17 protein-coding genes are annotated in these 16988 nt (G+C 69.1%); 7 read left to right on the top strand and 10 right to left on the bottom strand.

Annotated features, from left to right (window positions below; translation table 11 throughout):
• Positions 1-23 precede the first annotated feature (23 nt).
• From F3I16_RS11445 to F3I16_RS11455, 3 genes are all read right to left on the bottom strand, one after another.
• Positions 24-992, bottom strand: a complete 969-nt coding sequence (locus F3I16_RS11445; RefSeq protein WP_160493756.1) for a L,D-transpeptidase family protein — start codon at positions 990-992, stop codon at positions 24-26.
• A 74-nt stretch (positions 993-1066) separates the two neighbouring features.
• Positions 1067-1348, bottom strand: a complete 282-nt coding sequence (locus F3I16_RS11450) for a hypothetical protein (RefSeq protein WP_160493757.1) — start codon at positions 1346-1348, stop codon at positions 1067-1069.
• A gap of 56 nt (positions 1349-1404) precedes the next feature.
• Positions 1405-2010: an arylesterase gene (locus F3I16_RS11455; RefSeq protein ID WP_160493758.1), complete on the bottom strand. Its 606-nt coding sequence runs from the start codon at positions 2008-2010 to the stop codon at positions 1405-1407.
• A gap of 10 nt (positions 2011-2020) precedes the next feature.
• Here F3I16_RS11455 and F3I16_RS11460 point away from each other — a divergent pair, with 10 nt between their 5' ends.
• The 3 genes from F3I16_RS11460 to greB are packed head-to-tail and all read left to right on the top strand — an operon-like array spanning position 2021 to position 5746.
• Entirely contained in the window at positions 2021-2704 is a 684-nt protein-coding gene (locus F3I16_RS11460) for an ABC transporter ATP-binding protein (protein ID WP_160493759.1), read from the top strand.
• Complete coding sequence (locus F3I16_RS11465; RefSeq protein WP_160493760.1) at positions 2704-5208, top strand: ABC transporter permease; 2505 nt, start codon at positions 2704-2706, stop codon at positions 5206-5208. The genes F3I16_RS11460 and F3I16_RS11465 overlap by 1 nt, the downstream gene beginning before the upstream one ends.
• Positions 5209-5248: 40 nt before the next feature.
• A complete protein-coding gene (greB, locus tag F3I16_RS11470) occupies positions 5249-5746 on the top strand; it encodes a transcription elongation factor GreB (protein WP_160493761.1) in 498 nt (165 codons plus the stop codon).
• 7 nt (positions 5747-5753) lie between these two features.
• Here greB and F3I16_RS11475 read toward each other — a convergent pair whose 3' ends face one another.
• Positions 5754-6065, bottom strand: coding sequence for a class I SAM-dependent methyltransferase (locus tag F3I16_RS11475; RefSeq protein WP_160489778.1), 312 nt, complete (start codon positions 6063-6065; stop codon positions 5754-5756).
• Between the two features lie 182 nt (positions 6066-6247).
• On the opposite strand from F3I16_RS11475, the gene thpR reads away from it, so the two are divergent.
• From thpR to F3I16_RS11490, 3 genes are all read left to right on the top strand, one after another.
• Complete coding sequence (gene thpR / locus F3I16_RS11480; RefSeq protein ID WP_160493762.1) at positions 6248-6775, top strand: RNA 2',3'-cyclic phosphodiesterase; 528 nt, start codon at positions 6248-6250, stop codon at positions 6773-6775.
• A gap of 395 nt (positions 6776-7170) precedes the next feature.
• Positions 7171-8112 (top strand): triacylglycerol lipase, encoded by a 942-nt coding sequence (locus F3I16_RS11485; protein ID WP_160493763.1) that lies wholly within the window; start codon positions 7171-7173, stop codon positions 8110-8112.
• A 54-nt stretch (positions 8113-8166) separates the two neighbouring features.
• The gene (locus F3I16_RS11490) at positions 8167-9207 is read left to right on the top strand and encodes a lipase secretion chaperone (protein WP_160493764.1); all 1041 of its coding nucleotides are present in this window, start codon (positions 8167-8169) and stop codon (positions 9205-9207) included.
• A 73-nt stretch (positions 9208-9280) separates the two neighbouring features.
• Here F3I16_RS11490 and F3I16_RS11495 read toward each other — a convergent pair whose 3' ends face one another.
• Both F3I16_RS11495 and F3I16_RS11500 read right to left on the bottom strand, forming a co-directional pair.
• Positions 9281-9715 (bottom strand): DoxX family protein, encoded by a 435-nt coding sequence (locus tag F3I16_RS11495; RefSeq protein WP_160080333.1) that lies wholly within the window; start codon positions 9713-9715, stop codon positions 9281-9283.
• 112 nt (positions 9716-9827) lie between these two features.
• Positions 9828-11246: a transglycosylase SLT domain-containing protein gene (locus F3I16_RS11500; RefSeq protein WP_160493765.1), complete on the bottom strand. Its 1419-nt coding sequence runs from the start codon at positions 11244-11246 to the stop codon at positions 9828-9830.
• Positions 11247-11476: 230 nt separating this feature from the next.
• Here F3I16_RS11500 and F3I16_RS11505 point away from each other — a divergent pair, with 230 nt between their 5' ends.
• Complete coding sequence (locus F3I16_RS11505; protein ID WP_160493766.1) at positions 11477-12286, top strand: TatD family hydrolase; 810 nt, start codon at positions 11477-11479, stop codon at positions 12284-12286.
• Here F3I16_RS11505 and F3I16_RS11510 read toward each other — a convergent pair whose 3' ends face one another.
• The 4 genes from F3I16_RS11510 to F3I16_RS11525 all read right to left on the bottom strand — a co-directional run bounded on the left by F3I16_RS11510 (position 12287) and on the right by F3I16_RS11525 (position 16988).
• On the bottom strand, positions 12287-13084 hold the full coding sequence (locus tag F3I16_RS11510) for an acyl-CoA thioesterase II (RefSeq protein ID WP_160493767.1): 798 nt from the start codon (positions 13082-13084) through the stop codon (positions 12287-12289). It abuts the gene before it with no gap.
• Between the two features lie 86 nt (positions 13085-13170).
• The gene (locus tag F3I16_RS11515) at positions 13171-13950 is read right to left on the bottom strand and encodes a CHAD domain-containing protein (RefSeq protein ID WP_160493768.1); all 780 of its coding nucleotides are present in this window, start codon (positions 13948-13950) and stop codon (positions 13171-13173) included.
• A gap of 96 nt (positions 13951-14046) precedes the next feature.
• Positions 14047-16035 (bottom strand): DUF3488 and DUF4129 domain-containing transglutaminase family protein, encoded by a 1989-nt coding sequence (locus tag F3I16_RS11520; protein ID WP_160493769.1) that lies wholly within the window; start codon positions 16033-16035, stop codon positions 14047-14049.
• The gene (locus F3I16_RS11525; RefSeq protein WP_256670165.1) at positions 16032-16988 is read right to left on the bottom strand and encodes a DUF58 domain-containing protein; all 957 of its coding nucleotides are present in this window, start codon (positions 16986-16988) and stop codon (positions 16032-16034) included. Before F3I16_RS11525 ends, F3I16_RS11520 begins: the two co-directional genes overlap by 4 nt.

Consider the following 16988-nt stretch of genomic DNA (forward strand, 5'->3'; position numbering starts at 1 on the left):
CTTGCGACATGGTCAGTTGCGCATCACAGCTCTACGGGGGCAGCGCCGGTGCTGGCCACGGCGTCCTGCTGCGGCTCGGCGATCTCGATGGGCATGCCGTCTTCGGCCGCCACCACTTCGCGCACCACTTCCCAGTCCAGATGCATCTGGCCGGCCATGTCGTCGCGCTTGAGCAGCGCATTGATCACGGCCGTGTGCTTGTCGACCACCGAAGGCTCGCCCTGATCATTCAGCGGTGCATGGGCCTCGAGATAGACCTTGCCGTTGCTCACGCCGAACTTGTACGGCTCGTTGACGATTCGCACCGAAGTGCCCACCGGCGCCATCTTGGCCAGTTCCAGCACGTTGTGGTTGAGCATGCGGAAGCAGCCGTGGCTGACCCGCATGCCGATGCCGAACTTCTTGTTCGAACCGTGGATCAGGTAGCCCGGGGTGCCCAGGGTGAACTTGAACGGCCCCAGCGGGTTGTTCGGCCCCGGCGGCACATAGGTCGGCAGCGGATCGCCATCGGCGGCATGCTCGGCGCGGATCGAGGCGGGCGGCGACCAGCCCGGATTCGGCGTCTTGGCGGTGATGGTGGTGTGCGCGATGGGCGAGCCCCAACCCTCACGACCGATCCCCAGGGGGAAGGTGTGCACCACATTCTGCCCCTTCGGGAAGTAGTACATGCGGTACTCGGCGAGGTTGATGACGATGCCTTCGCGCGGGCCGGGCGGCAGGATGAAGCGGGTCGGCAGGACGATTTCGGCGCCCTCGCCCGGCAGCCACGGATCGACGCCCGGGTTGGCCACCACCATTTCCAGGTAGCCCAGGTCGTTGGCCACACCGATATCGGCGAAGGTGTCTTCGTACTTGGCCTTGATCACCTGCACCTGGCCGACGATGTCGTCACCGGGAGCGGGAAGAGGCAGCTCCAGGGCTGCTACGGGCCCCGCCACGCAGAGGCTGGCGAGAGTCAGGGAGCGGGCGACGGCTGGAACGCGCGACAACATCCGGAAATCCTTGGCTTGAATGGTTGATTGGGAGACTCGGAATTGTACACCGGCGTCGCGCCCACAGGGAGGGCTCAGGCGTCCGGCCAGACGGATCGCTCGCCGCGCCGCTGAGCCTGCAGCACGGCCTTGCAGGCCTGGCACAGGCGTTTGTCGCGCAAACTGGCCTGTTCCACCGCACGCATCACCGGCAAGGCCGGGAGCAGGCCGCCGCACAGCGTGCGGTCGGCGAAGCCGTGCAGTTCCAGCTGCCGCGCGACCAGGTGCACGCGCGCTTCGCGGCAGGCGAACAGGTCGAGCTGTTCGTCCGGCACGATCAGTTGGTAGGCATGCAGGGACCAGGCGGGGCGCGGCATGGGGTGCTCCGAAAGAGGGCCGCCAAGATAGCCGAAAGGCTGCAGGCGGGGAAGGCTCAGAGCATGGCTTGCAGGATTGGCCAGACGTTATCCAGCAAACGCGGCTGGGCCGCCTGGGTCGGGTGGATGCCGTCATCCTGCACCATGCCGGCCACGCCGCCGACGCCCTGCAGGAAGAACGGCACCAGCGGCACCTGCTTCTGCTCCGCCAGTTGGACATAGACCTCGGCAAAGGCGCGGGTGTAGCGCTGGCCATAGTTCGGCGGCAACTGCATGCCGAGCAGCAGCACCTTGGCGCCGGCCTCGCGGGAGCGATCGATCATCGCCGCAAGATTCTGTTGCAATTGCGCCGGTGCCTGGCCGCGCAGGCCGTCGTTGCCGCCCAGCTCGATGATCACCAGCTCCGGGCGATGCTGCGCAAGCAGCGCGGGCAGCCGCGCCAGGCCGCCGGCACTGGTGTCGCCACTGATCGAGGCATTGATCACCGGCTGGCTGTAACCACCCTCGGCCAGGCGCTTTTCCAGCAGTGCGACCCACCCCGCGCGGGTATCCAGGCCAAAAGCGGCGCTGATACTATCGCCGACGACCAGCACGTTGCCGGCCAGCGCGCCCTGAGCCCACATCAGTAGTGCCACGGCACCGCTTACCCACCACGCACGCATCGGACTCTCCATGAGCGCAAGCATTCTCACTGCGCGGCACCTTAGCAAAGTGGTTCCCAGCACGGAAGGCGCGCTGAGCATCCTCCACGACCTCAGTTTCGAGCTCGGCGCCGGCGACAGCCTGGCGATAGTCGGCAGCTCCGGCTCGGGCAAATCCACCCTGCTCGGCCTGCTGGCTGGCCTGGACCTGCCCAGCAGCGGCGAAGTGCAGCTGGCCGGGCATACCCTCACCGCCCTCGACGAGGACCAGCGCGCCCGTGTGCGCGCCGAGCATGTCGGCTTCGTGTTCCAGTCCTTCCAGCTGCTCGACAATCTCAATGCCCTGGAAAACGTCATGCTGCCGCTGGAGCTGGACGGCCGCCGCGACGCCCGCGAACGGGCCCGCGGGTTGCTCGAGCGGGTCGGCCTCGGCCAGCGCCTGAGCCATACCCCGCGCCAGCTTTCCGGTGGCGAGCAGCAGCGCGTCGCCATCGCCCGTGCCTTCGCCGCCGAGCCGGCGGTGCTGTTCGCCGACGAACCCACCGGCAACCTCGACAGCCATACCGGCGAACGGATCAGCGACCTGCTGTTCGAGCTGAACCAGGAGCGCGGCACCACCCTGGTCCTGGTCACCCATGACGAACGCCTGGCCCACCGCTGCCGCCGCCTGATTCGCCTGGAAGGCGGCCTGCGGGTCGACAACCTGGAGCCCTGATGCGCGCCCTGCCGCTAACCCGCCGCCTCTCCCTGGCAAGCCGCCAGCTGCGCCGGGACGCCCGCGCCGGCGAACTGCGCGTACTGTTCTTCGCCCTGCTGGTGGCCGTGGCCGCCAGCACCGCCATCGGCTATTTCAGTGCGCGGCTGAATGCCGCCATGCTGCTGCGCGCCACCGAGTTCCTCGGCGCCGACCTGGTCCTGTCCGGCAGCTCACCGGCCAGCGCCGAGCAGCTCGCCAGTGGCCGCCAGCTGGGCCTGGAACACGTCCAGGTGGTCGAGTTCAGCAGCGTGATCGCCACCGACACCGGCATCCAGCTGGCCAGCGTCAAGGCGGCCGGCGCCGGCTACCCCCTGCGCGGCGAGCTGAAGAGCGCACCCGCGCCCTACCAGGCCGAGCAACCCGGCGGCGGTCCCGGCCCCGGCGAGGCCTGGGCCGAAGCACGCCTGTTTGCCGCGCTCGATCTGCGCATCGGCCAGCCGATCGAGGTCGGCAACCTGCAGCTGCGCCTGACCCGGGTCCTGACCTACGAACCGGATCGCGCGGGCGACTTCTACAGCCTGACCCCGCGCGTGCTCATGCACCTCGACGACCTGGCGGCCACCGGCGTGGTCCAGCCCGGCAGCCGGGTGCGCTACCGCGAGCTGTGGCGCGGCGACAGCCAGGTCCTGAGCCGCTACCGCAGCAGCGTCAAGCCGACCCTGGCCGCGCACCAGCGCCTGGAAGACGCCCGCTCCGGCAACCGCCAGATCGGCGGCGCCCTCGGCCGCGCCGAGCGCTACCTGAACCTGGCCAGCCTGGCCGCCGTGCTGCTCTCCGGGGTGGCGGTGGCGCTTTCGGCGGCACGCTTTGCCGCCCGCCGCTTCGACAACAGCGCCCTGCTGCGCTGCCTGGGTCTCTCGCGCCGCGAGGCGCTGAGCCTGTTCGCCCTGCAGCTGGCCATGCTCGGCCTGCTGGCCAGCGTACTTGGCGCCCTGCTCGGCTGGGCCGGCCAGCTGATCCTGTTCAAGCTGCTGCACGGCCTGCTCCCCGCCGGCGTGCCTGCCGGCAACCTCTGGCCGGCGCTGGCCGGGATCGCCACCGGCCTGGTGGCCCTGGCCGGCTTCGCCCTGCCGCCACTGGCTGCGCTGGGCCGCGTACCGCCGCTGCGGGTGTTGCGCCGCGACCTGCTGCCGGTGCCGCCCAGCTCCTGGCTGGTCTATGGCGCCGCCCTGCTGGCCCTGGGGCTGATCATGTGGCGGCTGAGCCTGGACCTGGCGCTGACCCTGGCCCTGCTCGGCGGCGGCCTGCTCGCCACCCTGCTGCTCGGCGGCCTGCTGCTGCTCGGGCTGCGCAGCCTGCGCCACCTGCTGGCACGCGCCGCGCTGCCCTGGCGCCTGGGCCTGGGCCAACTGCTGCGCCACCCGCTGGCCGCCGCCGGGCAGGCCCTGGCGTTCGGCCTGATCCTCCTGGCCATGGCCCTGATCGCCCTGCTGCGGGGAGAACTGCTCGACACCTGGCAGGACCAGCTGCCGGAACAGGCTCCCAACCACTTCGCCCTGAATATCCTGCCGGCCGAACAACAGGCCTTTGCCGCACGCCTCGCCGCATTGTCGCCACAGCCGGCGCCGCTCTACCCGATCGTCGCCGGGCGCCTGACCCTGATCAATGGCCAGCCGGTGAAGCGGATCGTCAGCAAGGACAGCGCCGGCGACCGGGCGGTGCGCCGCGACCTCAGCCTGACCTGGTCCAGCGAGTTGCCGCCAGGCAACGAGCTGCAGGCCGGCCAGTGGTGGCAAGCGCAACCACGCGACGCGCTGCCCGGGGTCTCGGTGGAGGCCGAGCTGGCCGAAAGCCTGCACCTGCAGCTGGACGACGTGCTGACTTTCAGCGTCGGCGGCTCGGAGCGCCAGGCCCGCGTCAGCAGCCTGCGCAAGGTGCAGTGGGACAGTTTCCAGCCGAACTTCTACATGATCTTCGCCCCCGGCACCCTGCAGGATCTGCCGGCGACCTACCTGACCAGCTTCTACCTGCCACCCAACAGCGAGCGCCAGCTGGTGGAGCTGGCGCGGGCCTTCCCGGCCGTCACCCTGCTGCAGGTCGAAGCCCTGCTGGCCCAGCTGCGCAGCATCCTGGCCCAGGTCACCCTGGCCGTGGAATACGTGCTGCTGTTCGTTCTGGCCGCGGGCCTGAGCGTGCTGTTCGCCGGTCTGCAGGCCACCCTGGACGAACGCATCCGCCAGGGCGCCCTGTTGCGCGCCCTCGGCGCCGAGCGGCGCCTGCTGCTGGCCGCGCGCCGCAGCGAGTTCGGCCTGCTCGGCGCCGCCAGTGGCGTGCTGGCGGCCATCGGCTGCGAGCTGGTGAGCTTTTTGCTGTACCGCTTCGCCCTCGATCTGCCGTGGCAGCCCCATCCCTGGCTCCTGCTGTTGCCGCTGATCGGCGCGCTGCTGGTGGGGGGCGCCGGCATGCTCGGTACCCGCCGCGCGCTGAATGCCAGCCCGCTGGCCGTGCTGCGCGAGGCCTGAGCTTGGTAAACTCGCGCCTTCTTTTCGATACCCGAGCACCATGAGCCGTTATCGTCCGCCCCGCTCCGCCGGCACCCCGCTGATCACTCCCGAAGGCGAGGCCCGCCTGCGCGCCGAGCTGCACGAACTCTGGCATGTACGCCGCCCGCAGGTGACCCAGTCGGTCAGCGAGGCCGCCGCCCAGGGCGATCGTTCGGAAAATGCCGAGTACACCTACGGCAAGAAGATGCTGCGCGAAATCGACAGCCGCGTGCGCTTTCTCACCAAGCGCCTGGAAAGCCTGAAGGTGGTCGACAGCCGCCCGGCCGATCCGCACAAGGTGTATTTCGGCGCCTGGGTGACCCTGGAAGACGAGGACGGCGGGGAAACCCGCTATCGCATCGTCGGCCCCGACGAGCTGGACCTGCGGCTCGGCCTGATCAGCATCGACTCGCCGCTGGCCCGGGCCCTGGTGGGCAAGGCCCTCGACGCCGAAGTGCGGGTGCAGGCGCCGGGTGGCGAGCAGACCTTCTACATCACCGCCATCGACTACTTTTAGAGCCGGCTCAGCGCAGGCTGATCAGGCCCTGGCGGGCGACCCGTACCAGCTGCTCGATCAGCTCGGCATCGACCGGCTGCGCTTCGCCGCCGACCACCACCAGATCGAAGCCATTGCTGGGCAACTGGGCCAGAGCCTCGGCGCGCGGAGCGGCGAAGCGGATCAGGAAGTTGCGTGCCCCCGGCCAGTGCTTGGGCCAGCCTTCGAGGCTCTTGAGCAGGCGTGGCTGATGCGTACCGACCAGCAGCACATGCGGGTGGCGGTTGACCGCAGTGCGCGGCAGGGAGGAAAAATACAGATGGGGGCGCGGGCAATTCATGGATGCAGTCTCAGCCTCGTAATCCCGCCGGACTGCGGTGGGAGGCGACACCGGCCAGCGCTTTAGCGGTATTCGCCCAACCGGGCGGCGCCCCGCAAGTTGCTCTTAAATCGGCGCCATGGCGGTCATCCTAGAAATGCCGGCACCGCTCTGTCAAGCCGCTTGCAGGCCAGGAGACGAATGTGTCGAGGCAAACCGAGACGAGCCTGCGCCTGTTCTTCGCCCTGCCCCTGCCGGGTGCGCTGCGCCAGCGCCTGGCAAGCTGGCGCAGCGGCCTGGCCCTGACGGGGCGCGCGGTTGCCCCCGACGACCTGCACCTGACCCTGGTCTTTCTCGGCAACCAGCCCGGCAGCAGCCTGGCACTGCTCACCGCCATCGCCGCCGAACTACGCGGCCGGCCCTTCAGCCTGTGCCTCGACCAGCTGCGCTGCCGCCGCGGCGGCCTGTTGCTGCTGACCCCGCGCCAGGTGCCGGATGAACTGCTGGCGCTGCAGCAAGGCCTGCTGCAGGCCCTGAGCCAAGCCGGCGTGGCCGCCGATACCCGGCCCTACCACCCACACCTGACGCTGGCCCGGCATAGCCGGCTGCCGGAAAAGAGCGAAGCCCGCGCCTTCACCTGGCGGGTGACCCGCTTTGCCCTGCTGGTCTCCCGCCAGCAAGCCACAGGCCATGACTATCAGCTGCTCGGCGAGTGGTTGCTGCGGCCCTAGCAGGCTGTTGAAAAACTACCTGCGTTGCCATCGCAGCGTTAAAAACAGGCTCAAAATGCTCATTTACCGCTCGTAAACTGCGCTTTTTCGCCTGTTTTTGCCTCGCGCTGCCTGCCTCGCCAACGCTTTTCAACACCCTGCTAGAGGCCCAGAGCAGTAGGCAGCTGGCCTGGATTCGCCCTGGCGCGTTTCCCCAGGTAACACCTCGGCCAGTCGCCGAAAAGGCGTGAAATAGTAGCCTGAATTTGTAAACGGCCGTTTAGAGCCTTCGCTCTAAAAAATCACCTGTTTGGCACATTTCCTGCCCTGTCAGCCCAGGCCGCCGCGCCTGCCCGGGATGGGCAGTGCTGGCCGATCGCATGGACAGCGCCCACTCCACCCATCGAGAGCATCCAATGAATAATAAGAAGACTCTGCTCGCCCTCTGCCTCGGCAGCGCAATCCTCCTCAGCGGCCAGGCCGAGGCCGGCCTGTTCGGCTCCACCGGCTACACCAAGACCAAGTACCCGGTGGTCCTGGCCCACGGCATGCTGGGCTTCGACAGCATCCTCGGCATCGACTACTGGTACGGCATTCCCTCGGCCCTGCGCTCCGATGGCGCCAGCGTCTACATCACCGAGGTCAGCCAGCTGAACACCTCCGAGCTGCGCGGCGAAGAGCTGCTGGAGCAGGTCGAGGAAATCGCCGCCATCAGCGGCAAGGGCAAGGTCAACCTGATCGGCCACAGCCACGGCGGCCCGACCATCCGCTACGTCGCCGCCGTGCGCCCGGACCTGATCGCCTCGGCCACCAGCGTCGGCGCGCCGCACAAGGGCTCCGATACCGCCGACTTCATTCGCCAGATCCCGCCCGGCTCGGCCGGCGAGGCCATCGTTGCCGGCATCGTCAACGGCCTCGGTGCGCTGATCAACTTCCTCTCCGGCAGCTCCAGCACCAGCCCGCAGAACGCCCTGGGCGCCCTCGAATCGCTGAACAGCGAAGGCGCGGCGGCCTTCAACGCCAAGTACCCCCAGGCCATCCCGACCAGTGCCTGTGGCGAAGGCGCCTACAAGGTCAACGGCGTCAGCTACTACTCCTGGAGCGGCAGCAGCCCGCTGACCAACATCTTCGACATCAGCGACCTACTGATGGGCGCGTCCGCGCTGGCCTTCGACGAGGCCAACGACGGCCTGGTCGGCACCTGCAGCTCGCACATGGGCAAGGTGATCCGCGACAACTACCGGATGAACCACCTCGACGAGGTCAACCAGACCTTCGGCCTGACCAGCCTGTTCGAGACCGATCCGGTCACCGTCTACCGCCAGCACGCCAACCGCCTGAAAAACGCCGGTCTGTAATCCACCTGCCGGGGCCTGCGGGCCCCCTACGGTTGCCCGCTTACGAGTATCGCCGTGAATCGAAAACTGCTTCTGGCCCTGCCGCTGTTGATCGGCGCCAGCGTGGCCCTGACGTTCCAGCTCAACCCCATCGATGCCCAGCCGAGCGCCGCGCCCCTGGTACCGCGGCCGGCCAACCAAGCCGCCGGCGACCTGCCGCCGTCGCCGCCGGCCAGTCTCGGCGCAGCCGCCGGCCCTGCATCCAGCGTCCGACCCGCCGCCCTGCCAGGCTCACTGGTCGGCACCGAGGTGGATGGCCGGTTCCGCCTCGACAGCGCCGGCAACCTGCTGATCAGCGAAGACATCCGGCGCATCTTCGACTACTTCCTGAGCACCCTCGGCGAAGAGTCGCTGGCCCAGAGCATCCAGCGCCTGCAGGCCTACATCGGCAACCAGCTTGCACAACCCGCCGAAGGGCAGGCCTTGGCGCTGCTCGCCCAGTACCTGCAGTACAAGGAGCAACTGCTCAGCCTGGAGCGCAACCTGCCGCAACTGGCCAGCCTGGACGCCATGCGCCAGCGCGAGCAGGCCGTGCAAGCGCTGCGCGCCGCGATCTTCAGCGCCGAGGTGCACCAGGTGTTCTTCGCCAACGAGGAGGCCTACAACCAGTTCACCCTGCAACGCCTGGGCATCCGCCACGACCGGAGCCTGAGCGACGCGCAGAAGGCCGCGGCCCTCGACCAGTTGCGCAACAGCCTGCCGCCGCAGCTGCAAGAACTGATCGTGCCGCAGCTGCAGAGCGAACTGCGCACCCAGACCGCCGCCCTGCAGGCCGAGGGCGCCAGCCCGGCGCAGATCCAGCAGCTGCGCCTGCAACTGGTCGGCGCCGAGGCCACCGCGCGCCTGGAGGCCCTCGATCAGCGCCGCCAGCAGTGGGCCCAGCGCCTCGACCAGTATCGCCAGGAGAAGGCCCGCATCGAGAGCAACACCGGCCTCAGCCAGAGCGACAAGGCAGCGGCCATCGCCAGCCTGGCCGAAGAACGCTTCGCGCCCCAGGAACGCCTGCGCCTGGCTGCCGCCGAGGAGCTGGCCGCGTCCCGCGCGCAGACGCCTTGAGCATGGAGCAAGCGCACCGCCACAACGCACGAGGCCCGCATCAGCGGGCCTCGTTCATTGATTACCGGAGCATTCAGCCGGCGATGCGGCGATCCAGGGACAGCTTGCCGGCGCCTTCGAGGATCAGCGCCAGGCTGATCACCCCGAGCATCAGGGCATATTCGTAGCCGTTGGCGGTGATGAAGAAGCCATTGACCCAGTGCACGCTGAACATCGCCACCAGCGACACGACCAGCAGGGCCGCCGCCGCCGGACGCACCAGCAGGCCGATGACCAGGGCCAGGCCACCGAAGAACTCGGCACTGCCGGCCAGGGCCGCCATCAGGTAGCCGGGGGTGATGCCGATGCTTTCCATCCACTGGGCGACGCCGGCCAGGCCATAGCCGCCGAACCAGCCGAACAGTTTCTGCGCGCCATGGGCGGCAAAGGTCAGGCCGGTGACGACCCGCAGCAGGGTGATGCCGTAGCCGGCCTGGGTGGAGAGAGCGGTTTTGATCAGTGCGTTCATGGCGTACATCCTGTCGGGGGGAGTGGAAATGCTTGCGTGTTGAGAGATAGATTAGATGAATTTATCGATTTTAAAAGTGCAAATTTGCGCTTTTAAATATCGATTTAATCGATCAATCGCGCGCACTCACCGCACTCCCCTGCGGCTCCAGCAGATCACGCTCCCGGTCATAGGCCAGGTAGTACTTGTTCACGCTGTTGACATAGGTGACCACGCCCATGCCCACCTGCTCCATGGCGATACGCTCCACCTGGAAGAACCAGCGATTGGGGTTCAGGCCGCGCCGCCTGGCCTCCGCGCGCAGGCTTTGCACCCGCTGCGGGCCCATGTTGTAGGCCGCCAGGATAAAGGCCATGCGCTCCTCCTCGGCGATCTGCCGGCTGGCGAAGAACTCGCGGCGAATCCGCGCCATGTAACGGGTTGCCGCCTGCACATTGCTGTCCAGCGCATGGATATTGCCGACCCCCACGCTGCGCGCGGCGGCAGGCGTCACCTGCATCAGCCCGGTCGCTCCGGAGGCCCCGCGCGCGGCGGGATTGAGGGTGGATTCCTTGTAGGCCACGGCGGCCAGCTGCAGCCAGTCCAGGTCCTGCTGGCGGGCATGCTTCTGCAGCACCTGGCGCACCTTTTCCAGGCGCTGCCGATCGCTGCGGGCCAAGGGGTTGCGCACCTTGTACAGGCGCCGGTAGACCCGCTGAAACGCCGCATCCTGGTCGGCCGGCGTGCGGTAGGCGGCGAGGAAGCGGTCGATGCTGGCGCGCAACATCGGCGCGTCGCGGCGCACGAACCAGCTCATATCGCTGTCCTGGTCGAGCACCAGATGCCGCTCGATGCGCAGGCGCGGCATGACCTTGAGCCAGCGTTCGGCAATCGGCTGCTCCACCGCGGTCCAGGGATAGATACCGGCCTGGACCATCTCCAGCACGTCCTCGACGGCCAGGCTGGCATCGGCCCACTCGATCTGGATCGGCGGCTGCCTGCGCTCGGCCAGGCGCTGGTTGACGGCCTTCAGGGCCTCGCCGGCGGCGCTGCCCACCGGCAGGGTCAGGGTGCGCCCGGCCATGTCCTCGAGCCTGCGGTAATGCCGGTTGCCGCGGTTGCCGACGATCACCAGGGGAACGTTGCTGCGGATCGCCGCACTGGCGCTGATGCTCGAACCGGTATGAACGTCGAGCAGCTCGCCCGGCGCCACCAGGTCGCCCTCGCCTTTGTGCAACGCGGCGAGCAGCTGTGCCTTGCTCTTGGGGATGATCTTCAGGCGCAGGCTGCGGCCATCGCGGGCGTTGCGCGTGAGGTACTGCTCGAAGGCCCGCAGGCGGTGATATTCGACGCCGATCACCTGCCCCTTGATCTCGCCGGAGCTGTGCCGGCTCTGGTTGACCAGCACCCGCAGCTCGCCGCTCTTGCGGATCTCGGCCAGGTCGCGCGCGGCCCGCTCGCTGTGCCAGGCTTCCGGCGGCCCGGCCAGGCGCGCCTGGGCCGCCAAGGGCAGCAGAGTCAGGCAGAGCAGGCACAGTAGCGCGCGGATCATCCGGCCTCCGGGTTGAGCCTGGCGCGAGGGGCGCCGGGCCGACTGAGAGTCCCCGCGAGCCAGCGAGTTCCGGGCCACGGGGGCGCGGAGATTGTCACAGACAACCGTGTGGCGCTAGCCGAATCAGGTAAACGACTTCAGATACCATAGCTAACCCAATGTAATTGTTGACTTTATTATCGAGCAAAGCAGCTCTGTTATGCTGCCCGGCGCAGCCCGGAGGTAGCACCATGCAACTCATCGACATCGGCGTCAATCTGACCCATCCCAGCCTGGCCCGCCAACGTGACGCGGTACTCGCCCGTGCGCGCGAGGCCGGCGTCTGCCAACTGGTGCTGACCGGCACCAGCCTGGCGGAAAGCGAACAGGCCCTGGCCTGCTGCAACGAACTGGACGACAGCGGCCAGCGCCTGTTCAGCACCGCCGGCGTGCACCCCCACGATGCCAGCCAGTGGAATGGCGACAGCGCCCGCCAGTTGCGCGCCCTGCTGAGCCAGGCGCCGGTACGCGCGGTGGGCGAATGCGGGCTGGACTTCAACCGCGACTTCTCCCCGCGCCCGCAACAGGAAAAGGCCCTGGAAGAACAGCTGGCCCTGGCGGTGGAGCTGCAGCGGCCGGTATTTCTCCATGAGCGCGAGGCCGGCGAGCGGTTGACCGCCATCCTGCGCGAGTTCCGCGACCGCCTGCCGGCCGCGGTGGTGCACTGCTTCACCGGCGAGAAGGCCACGCTGTACGGCTATCTGGACCTCGACCTGCATATCGGCATCACCGGCTGGATCTGCGACGAGCGCCGCGGCACCCACCTGCAGGCGCTGGTGCGCGAGATCCCGGCCGGCCGGCTGATGCTGGAGAGCGACGCGCCCTACCTGCTGCCGCGCAGCCTGCGCCCCAAGCCCAAGAGCGGGCACAACGAGCCGGCCTTTCTCGGCGAGGTCCTGCGCGAGGTGGCCCTGCACCGCGGCGAAAGCCAGGCGGCGCTGGCGGCACACACCACCGCCAGCGCCCGGGCCTTCTTCAACCTGCCGAGCCTGGCCGACTGATCAGGCAAATACCGTGACGGTCTGCCGGCTCAGCGCCAGCAACTCGCCGCCGGGGCTCCACAGGCCGGCGGCAATGTGCCCGTAGCCGTCGCGGGCATGCTCGATCTCGGCGCGGTACAGGCACCAGTCGTGGGTGGTCAGCTTGGCCACCGGCTGGACGAACTCGATGGTCCAGGTCAGCGAACTGCCGGGGGCCGGCGCTTTCAGATGGGACAGCGGGATCGGCGGCCAGGCATCGACCAGGGCCAGCAGATGCGCTTCAGTGACCTGGTCATAGGCCACATCGCTGCGCAGACGCACCCAGCCGCCCATTTCCCGCGAGGTATTGCCGCTGAAGGGCATGCCGCCGAGGCCCCAGCGCATGGCCAGGAAGCGGGTGAACTCCGGGGTGACGCCGGCCACATAGGGCAGCTCGTGGCATTTCTCGAGCGGCTTCATCGTCGGCGCCGGCACGGCCGGCACGTCGATCACCGACTCGCGCGAGGCGCCGAAGCTGCCCTGCATCAGCGCCACGACCTGACCATCCTGCACCACCCGGCCGAGCATCTGGCTGACCGCCTTGCCTTCGCGCAGCACTTCGCTCTCGAAGGCCGCCGGCTCGCCCATCTGCAACGGCCCGACAAAGGTGATCGACAGCGAACGCACCGGGCGCCCGGCCGGCACCTTGACCCGCATGGCCTCGAACAGCATGGCCGCGACCAGGCCGCCGAAGGTGGCCCGGCCCTGGCCCCAGAGCGGCGGAACTACGACGTGTTGCGGGCGGTTGTGCACCGCCTGAATCAGTTCGGCAAAGGTCATGCAGCGGTCTCCAGTTGTCTGCCCCGCAGCTTAGGAGAAAAGCCCCCCGCTGCGGGAGTGGCTCTGGCGACAATTATGCGCAGAAATCAGCGCTCATCCGGCGCAACGGGGAAGTAGCCGAGCAGGGCCTGCAGCGCCACGTCGGCCTCTACCTCGGCCTGTTCCAGACGCCGCTGCCAGTCGGCGGCACAGGGCGCCAGGTCGGGCTCGGCCGCCAGCCGCGCCAGCCACTGCAGGTGGTCATGCCAATCGCCCAGGGCGCTTTGCGCGCCGCGCAGGGCGGCGATGGCCTGGGCCGGCAGCTCGGCATACTGCGGATAGGCCTCGGCGCCGTAGCGCAGGCGCTTGATCAGCAGGCGCAGGCGGTGCCGGTCATGCGCCGGATCGCGCAGCGCCTCGGCCAGGCGCAGGGCCTGGGCGCGCAGGTACCGGCGAATGCGCTTGCCGCCGCCGCGCCACTGGCCGGCCTGCGCCATCTCGCGGCAGCTCGCCGGCCAGTCGTCGAGTACGCCGAACAACTGCTGCAGCGCCTCACTGGCGAGCAAAGCCTGGTAGCCCTGCTGCAGCGACGCCTGGCGGCGCAGGGCCAGCAGCCGATGGCCCTGCTGGCGCAGTTCGCCGGCCAGCACCTCGAGGTCGCGCCACGGCCCACTGAGCTGGCCCAGCGCCGCCGCGGCCTGTTCCAGCTGCGCGCAGGGCGCCTGACGGCGCAACGGCCGCAGCAGGCTGCGCAGCTTGCGCAAGGCGATGCGCAGGTCGTGCAGCGCCTCCCCGTCGGTCTGCGCCTGCAGCCGGGCGCAGCAGGCGTACAGGCGCACCTCCAAGGCGAGGACCTGAGCCTGCAAATCGTTCAGCACTACCGACATCGCGTGTCTCCCTGCAATTGCTTACCGCTATCGCTGACCATCACTCAGTGTGGCCTGCGCCCAAGCATCCGACTAGGCGAATGCTTCCGCCCGCCTTCATCCGCCCGGTGCGCGGCGCCAGGGCAGTGCCCGGCGCAGGCGCTGCAAGGCCTGGCGCAACTGCTGCGGGGCACCTTCTCGGCCGGCATAGCGTTGCGCCTCGAAGGCCTCGGCGAAATCCTGGATTGCTCGCGCCTGGGCCGGCAGGGCCTGCGCCGCCCGCCCGGCAAAGGCGCGCACACCCTCGCCGCGCTCGCGCCGCAGGCCCTGGCGGGCCAGCAGGCGGTCGAAGCGCCGCAGCAGACGCTGCTGCGGATCCCGCTCGCGGCGCCAGGGCTTGAACAGCCACAGTGCCACCAGGGCCAGCACCCCGCCGCCACCGCCGACCAGGGCCAGCGCCAGGTTCTGCCAGTCGAGGCTGCCGAACCAGCGCTGCAGCAGCCGCAGCTGCTGTTCGCCGCGGTAGCCGAGCACCCAGCGCTGCCAGCCATAGTTGAGGTTGTCCCAGCTCAGGCGCAGCTCGTTGAGCCAGCCGACATCCCGGTAGCGCAGCAGCGACAGCGGCGATTCCTCGAGGAAGCTCTGCTCGGCGGCCACCGCTTGTTCCAGGCCCAGCTCGATGCGCTCGGGCGCCACCTGGAAGGTCGGGTCGACGCTGACCCAGCCCTTGCCGGCCTGCCAGTACTCGACCCAGGCATGGGCATCGAACTGGCGCACCGACAGGTAGTTGCCGGCCGGATTCAGCTCGCCGCCCTGGTAGCCGGCCACCACCCGTGCCGGAATCCCCGCCGCCCGCAGGACGAAGACCATCGCCCCGGCGTAGTGGGCGCAGAAGCCCTGGCGCGTGCGGAAGAGAAACTCGTCGATGCTGTCCTGCCCCACCGGCGGCGGCTTGAGGGTGTAGCCGTAGGGTTCGCGGTTGAAGTGTTGCAGCAGTGCTCCGACCAGGGCCTGCGGTTGCCGGTGCTGGCGCTGCAGTTGCGCGGCCCAGGCCCGGCTGCGCGGGTCGCCGCCGGCCGGCAGCTGCAGGGTGCGCCGCGCCACGGCCTCAGGCAGCTCGGGCTGGCGCACCGCCTGCGGCCAGGACTGCACCCGGTAGAGCAGGTTCTGCCGCACCGGCTGACCGTTCTCCAGGCGGAAATCGCTCATCTGCCGCACCCCGGGCAGATCGCTCTGGGCGACATCCAGGGCAAACAGCCAGGGCTTGCCGCTGGGCTGCATGACGATGCTGTAGTCCAGCGCCGTGCCCTGCCGGCGCCACTGCGCCGGGTTCGGCAGGCGCGCCGCGGGCGATTGCGACCAGCGCCGGCCGTCGAAGTCTTCCAGGGTCAGGGCGCGCCAGTACAGCTCACCGCGCGGCGGCACCGCCCCGCTGAAACTGGCGCGAAACGCCAGGGCATCGGAACGGCTGAGCTCGGCGATATCGGCCGGCGCCATGCTGTCGGACAGGCCGGTGAAGCCCTTGTTCGGGCTGGGCAGGCTCCACAGCGGGCCCAGCCGCGGGAAGAACACGAACAGCAGCAGCATCAGCGGCAAGGCCTGCAACTGCAGGCTGACTGCCAGTTTCAGGGTCGCCCGCGGCTGCACGGCCAGGCCGCTGTGCTGCAGGCCGATCAGCGCCGCCAGCAAGGCGATGACCGGCAGCAGGCTGTACAGCGCGGCCAGCAGGCTGTCATCGAACAGGTAGGCGGTCACTACCACGAAGAAGCCGAGGAAGATCAGCACCAGGGCATCGCGCTTGCTGCGCATCTCCAGCAGCTTGAGGATGAAGGTCGCCACCAGCAGCAACACCCCGGCATCCAGGCCGATCAGGCTGCCGCGCGAGAGCCACACGCCGGCGGCGGTGCCGATCAGCAGCGCGACCCGCACCAGGCTGCCCGGGTAATTGGCACGCATGCGGTACACCTGGATGCGCCAGCCGGCGCACAGCAGCCACAGGCCGATGATCCACGGCGGCAGGTGCAACAGGTGCGGCAGGATCACCAGCACCTGGGCCACCAGCAGCCAGCTCAGGGCGATCCGCGGAATCGCCTGGACGCCGCTCATGCCGCCACCCCGTACAGCGCCAGGGCGCGCAGGCAGGCTTCGCGGTGCGCATCGCCATGGCTCGGCGCCAGCTCCGTGCCGGGCAGGCGCAGGCCATAGGCCTGCTGGCGGCCGTCCAGCTGCAGCACCCAGTGGCACAGCAGCGACAGGCGCGCCTCGGGGTCGCCGCCGATGGCCAGGAAATCCAGCCACAGATCACGCCCGGCCAGGGCGGCAAAATCCTTGACCAGCAGGCCCTGGCCACGGGAGTAGGCCTTCCAGTGCAGGCGCCGCCTGGAGTCGCCGGGCTGGTAGCTTTTCAAGCCCTGGTAATCGTCGGCGCCGCGCCCGGTGGCGCGCACGCCCTCGTCGTCCTCATCGCGACCCCGCCCGGCCGCCAGTGGCAGGTCCCCCGGCAGCGGCCGCGGATAGACCAGCACCGCCTGATCCAGGTCGACCCAGCTCCAGGCCACCAGGATGCCCAGCGGGAAACGGCTTTCCACCCGCATGCGCGGCGGGTGCAGCCAGCCCCGGCGGTCGGCCGGCTGGCTCAGCTCGCATTCGCGCTGGCCCTGTGGCGGGATATCCAGGGTCTGCAGCTCGGCCGGCGGCCAGCCCAGGGCCACCGCCTGATGGGCGTGCTCGACGCTTTCCAGGCGCACGCGAAAACGCGCCTGCTCGCCGACGAACACCGCGCCACTGACCCCGGCCTTGAGCAGCAAGCCGGAAAAATTGCGGTAGGTGTGCAGGATGGCGACGATGAACAGCGCCGCCAGCATGAAGGTCAGGCCGTAGGCCAGGCTGTTCTCGTAGTTGATCGCCGCCAGCAGCATCAGCAGCAGGACCAGGCCGAAGGCGCCGCCGACCCGGCTGGGCATGATGAAGATGCGCCGCTGATTGAGCTGCACCTGGGCCGCCGGCGGAATGCGCCGGGCCACCCAGCGCCGCCAGCGGGCCCGGCCCCGTTCGCGCAG

This window comes from Pseudomonas sp. L-22-4S-12, from assembly GCF_009799935.1.
Lineage (GTDB): Bacteria > Pseudomonadota > Gammaproteobacteria > Pseudomonadales > Pseudomonadaceae > Aquipseudomonas.